The organism is Microcoleus sp. Pol11C3, from assembly GCF_036701485.1.
Taxonomy (GTDB): domain Bacteria; phylum Cyanobacteriota; class Cyanobacteriia; order Cyanobacteriales; family Microcoleaceae; genus Microcoleus.
The window spans coordinates 59171-62893 of sequence record NZ_JAUBQW010000018.1 but is presented as its reverse complement, the minus strand read 5'-3'; the positions used below and the strand labels follow the sequence as shown (position 1 = coordinate 62893).

Below are 3723 nucleotides of genomic sequence, written 5' to 3'. Positions count from 1 at the left end.
CGACTTTTTTTGGCATGGCTATTTTTGCTCGATTTTTTCAGCAATTATAACAGACCTATGACAACCGGATTCCGTATTAAATACTGCGATCGCCAGTTCTATTTTGGGAGTTTCCAATGACACATTTTTGCGGGCGTGGCGAACAGCATGGGCAAAACCCTCGATCGCAGCAAGTTTACAAAGCTGCAAAACTGTTTCGGGAATGGGTAGAGACTCTAAAAAAAAAACTGCTCGACCCACCATAAAACTTGAGTAACAGCCTGAAGCGAGCTACTTACTTGAAGTTTAATTTTGTGAAGTGGCTGGTTATAACTTCGATCGGATTGGGGATTTCGTTGCTCTTGAAGCCAGTTAAAGCTGTGTAAAACGTCGATCGCACGCTTAAAAAAAGTAGTTTGAGTGCTAGGTTGGGGTGGTACTAAAGCTGGCTGAAAATATTTTACAATTAACAGACAGTTTCGCCCCTCAGACGTGCGGGTATAACTTAGCTCATCGGCAATTTTGCCAATAAGTTTTATACCTATTTTTCCTATTTCATCGATTTCGCTAAAATCTTCGTCACGGTGCGAATTTTCTAAGTTAGAGTTCATAACGGTTTTCTCTGCTAAATATGGAGCTTTTTTGTTTCTACAGATATCCTGCTGAACCACAAAGGGAGAATGAAGGGCAGACAAGGTGAGTTTTAATTTGCGATCTGCCATGATTTTTAGGGCAAATTGGGCAGGAGATTAAAACCTATCGGTTCTAGTCAGGCAGAACTAATTAAAGAATGATTAGCCGAGATAGTCATCTTTGCTAAAACATAAATTCCAGCTCCTTTAAACCTAACGGCTCTTTTGCTTGCGATTGGTCAATTTTAACTTTGCCTGGGAAATTAAGAGGCTTTCCCCAATCCCAAATTTGAATTTCTATGCGTTCGTTAAAAACTGCAATTGCCAGATCTATCGGAGTGTTTGATGGCATATTTTTGTGGTGGTGAATAGCATTTATAAACCCCTCGACAGTCGCAAGTTTACAAAGCTGCAAAACTTCTTCGGGAAGTGGTAGATTCTCTAACTGTTCGACCCACCATAAAATTTGAGTGACAGTGGCAATATCACTATTGAGTTGAAGAGTAATTTTTTGCAGTGGCTGGTTAGAACTCCGATCGGATTGGCTAATTTTTTGCTCTTTCAGCCAGTTGAAAATGTTTAAAGTATCGGTCGCTCGCTTAAAACAATCAGCTTGAGTGCTAGGGTGAGGTAGTACAGGCTGAAAATATTTTACAATTAACAGACAGTTTCGATGGTCAGAAGTGTGGGTATAACTAAGCTCATCGGCAATTTGGCTAATAATTTTTATACCTATCCCAAGTGATGGGATTCCATCCATTTTGCTATAATCTTCGTCTGGGTGTGAGTTGCTGAATAAGTTAAGATTCATTTCTAGTGACCTCCAATGTTTATCAAAAATTGCTTTTGTGCTTCTGATAAAATCATCGCATCACTTTAATTGAGTGAAGTTGACCAGAAGTATAAAGTTAGGTCTATTAGAGGTCGGTATAATCAAAGTATAGTCAAGGTATAATTAAACTACTCTCATGCAGAGTCCCGATTCTTCGCAAGGCTCAGGAGTGCGAAGCATCCCAGCCGTCTAAGAGATCCTTGGCAAGGCTCAGGATGATTTAAGTGCATGACGCGTAAGTTGTAATAAAGTTAAATTAGGGGTTAACCTAGATGGATTGGCAAGAATTCCTTAGAGGCGAATCTGGGAGACATGAATTATCGATGGAACAAACAGACACATTATTAGCGCTTTTTTCTTCTGAAAAAGCAGTCCTAAATCAGGCACGGCTTTCAGTAGAATTAAGCATATCAGAAGCTACAGTAAAACAGCGGATGGGAGAGATTTACAAGAAATTTTCAAAGAGCTTCCCTGAACTTTCGGATCAACAAGGTGCAGGTAAGTTGAGGATTCTGCATACTAAATTAAAAGAGAAGTATTATCAACCATCACAACCAGTAGTTCCCACCCAAGCTTGTAACTCATTTCCCTACCCTGAAGAATTTAGATCGTTAATAGAAGAAAAAATTCGGAGGTTTTGCGGTCGCCAATTTGTTTTTGAGACTTTTCAGCAATTTATCACCGACAATCCTCACGGTTATTTTACAATCGTCGGGGATGCAGGAATGGGCAAAAGTTCGATCGTTGCCAAATACGTCTCTGAACATAAATCTCCCTGCTATTTCAATATTCTCGTCGAAGGTCGCAACCGACCAGAATTGTTTTTGAAGAGCATTCGCCGGCAATTAATTGACCGCTATCAATTGCCAAGTTCAGAAGACGCCGATTTACCAACTTTACTGGCAAAGGTCGCGGGAAAACTCACGGCGGGGGAACGTTTGGTAATTGCAATTGATGCACTGGATGAAGTCGAACAACAACCGGGAGAAAATCTTTTACATTTACCCACCTCTCTGCCCAATAACGTATATTTCCTGCTGACGAGGCGACCCTATAACCTCGGTCAAAAACGGCTGTCCGTATCCCCGGGAGTTCCAGTAAAAGAGTTAGATTTAAGAGACAGCGAGTATGTTAATTTCAATCAGGATGATATCAAAGAGTATATTTGGTATCTGATAAATACTGATGCTGAGTATAAAGATAAACTGAGAAACTGGATTCAAACCCGCAGCATTCCAGATCTAATTTTTGTCGAGCAAGTGGCAAACAAGAGCGAAAATAATTTTATGTATTTGCGGTATGTTTTGCCAGCAATTGCTAATGGCGATTACAATAACTTGGATTTAAAGCAATTACCAAAGGGGCTGCAAGAATATTATCAAAACCATTGGGAAAAGATGAAAATGGAATCTTTACCAGGGCAATTGATGGAGATTGTCTTGTATATTTTATTAGAGATTGGCACGGCGATTCCCTGCGAGATGATTGCGGGAATTGCCAAGGTGGATGAATGCGATGTGGCACAGGTTTTAGAAGATGAGTGGGTTGAGTATTTAAAAAAGCAGAATGTAGAAGGAGAAATCTGCTATACCATCTATCATGCTAGTTTCCTGGACTTTCTGAAAGGCAAACGGGAGATGGATTCAAAGCGGAAGATTTTTAAAGAAGTAAATCAACGGATTACTGAGTATTTAGAAGAGGGGTTGCGGTGAAATGGGAGAATTTGCTGATAAGTTAGCGGCCAAGCCACTTTCCTATCAACGTGCTTATCTGGGCAGCTTACTGCCAAATCATGTCAAGTCAGGTAACTTAGAAAAGTATTATCAAAAGCTGACAGACTTTAACTTCCTGATGGCAAAGATTCAGCATCCTGAATTTGGGGTGCAGGCACTGATTGATGATTTCAATTTAGTTGACGATTCAGAAGCAGTAACTCACCCAGAGTACAACCCAGAAACAGCGAAAGCCCTGAACTTGATTCAAGCGGTACTGTGGATGTCAGCCGATATTTTAGATCGAGATCAGACAAAACTGGCAGGTCAATTGTTAGGCCGCTTGCTGTACTTTGAAATGCCTCAGATTCAGACAATGCTGGAGGTAGCAAAGCAGTGGAAAGCAGCACCTTGGTTGCGTCCTTTGACAGCCTGTTTAACTCCGCCTCGCAGGGGACTACTACGCACCCTCACAGGTCACAGCAACTCAGTATATGCAGTAGCCGTCACGGAGGATGGCAAGCGGGCGATTTCGGCTTCAAGAGACAAAACCATCAAAGTCTGGGAT

5 protein-coding genes are annotated in these 3723 nt (G+C 41.1%); 2 read left to right on the top strand and 3 right to left on the bottom strand.

Annotated features, from left to right (window positions below; genetic code table 11):
• Window positions 1–18: 18 nt before the first annotated feature.
• From QUA40_RS07165 to QUA40_RS07155, 3 genes are all read right to left on the bottom strand, one after another.
• The gene (locus QUA40_RS07165; protein ID WP_333123315.1) at window positions 19–243 is read right to left on the bottom strand and encodes a hypothetical protein; all 225 of its coding nucleotides are present in this window, start codon (window positions 241–243) and stop codon (window positions 19–21) included.
• Window positions 216–701 (bottom strand): hypothetical protein, encoded by a 486-nt coding sequence (locus QUA40_RS07160; protein WP_333123313.1) that lies wholly within the window; start codon window positions 699–701, stop codon window positions 216–218. Before QUA40_RS07160 ends, QUA40_RS07165 begins: the two co-directional genes overlap by 28 nt.
• A gap of 94 nt (window positions 702–795) precedes the next feature.
• Window positions 796–1422, bottom strand: coding sequence for an ATP-binding protein (locus QUA40_RS07155; RefSeq protein WP_333123311.1), 627 nt, complete (start codon window positions 1420–1422; stop codon window positions 796–798).
• A gap of 344 nt (window positions 1423–1766) precedes the next feature.
• Here QUA40_RS07155 and QUA40_RS07150 point away from each other — a divergent pair, with 344 nt between their 5' ends.
• Together QUA40_RS07150 and QUA40_RS07145 are read left to right on the top strand one after the other, a co-directional pair.
• Window positions 1767–3155 (top strand): AAA family ATPase, encoded by a 1389-nt coding sequence (locus QUA40_RS07150; RefSeq protein ID WP_333123308.1) that lies wholly within the window; start codon window positions 1767–1769, stop codon window positions 3153–3155.
• Window position 3156: 1 nt separating this feature from the next.
• On the top strand, window positions 3157–3723 hold a 567-nt coding region (locus QUA40_RS07145; RefSeq protein WP_333123307.1), incomplete at its 3' end, for a WD40 repeat domain-containing protein.

Bases quoted from the DNA above. Each gene is read 5' to 3' on its own strand.
- QUA40_RS07165 (WP_333123315.1), bottom strand. From the start codon at position 243: ATGGTGGGTCGAGCAGTTTTTTTTTTAGAGTCTCTACCCATTCCCGAA.
- QUA40_RS07160 (WP_333123313.1), bottom strand. From the start codon at position 701: ATGGCAGATCGCAAATTAAAACTCACCTTGTCTGCCCTTCATTCTCCC.
- QUA40_RS07155 (WP_333123311.1), bottom strand. From the start codon at position 1,422: ATGAATCTTAACTTATTCAGCAACTCACACCCAGACGAAGATTATAGC.
- QUA40_RS07150 (WP_333123308.1), top strand. From the start codon at position 1,767: ATGGAACAAACAGACACATTATTAGCGCTTTTTTCTTCTGAAAAAGCA.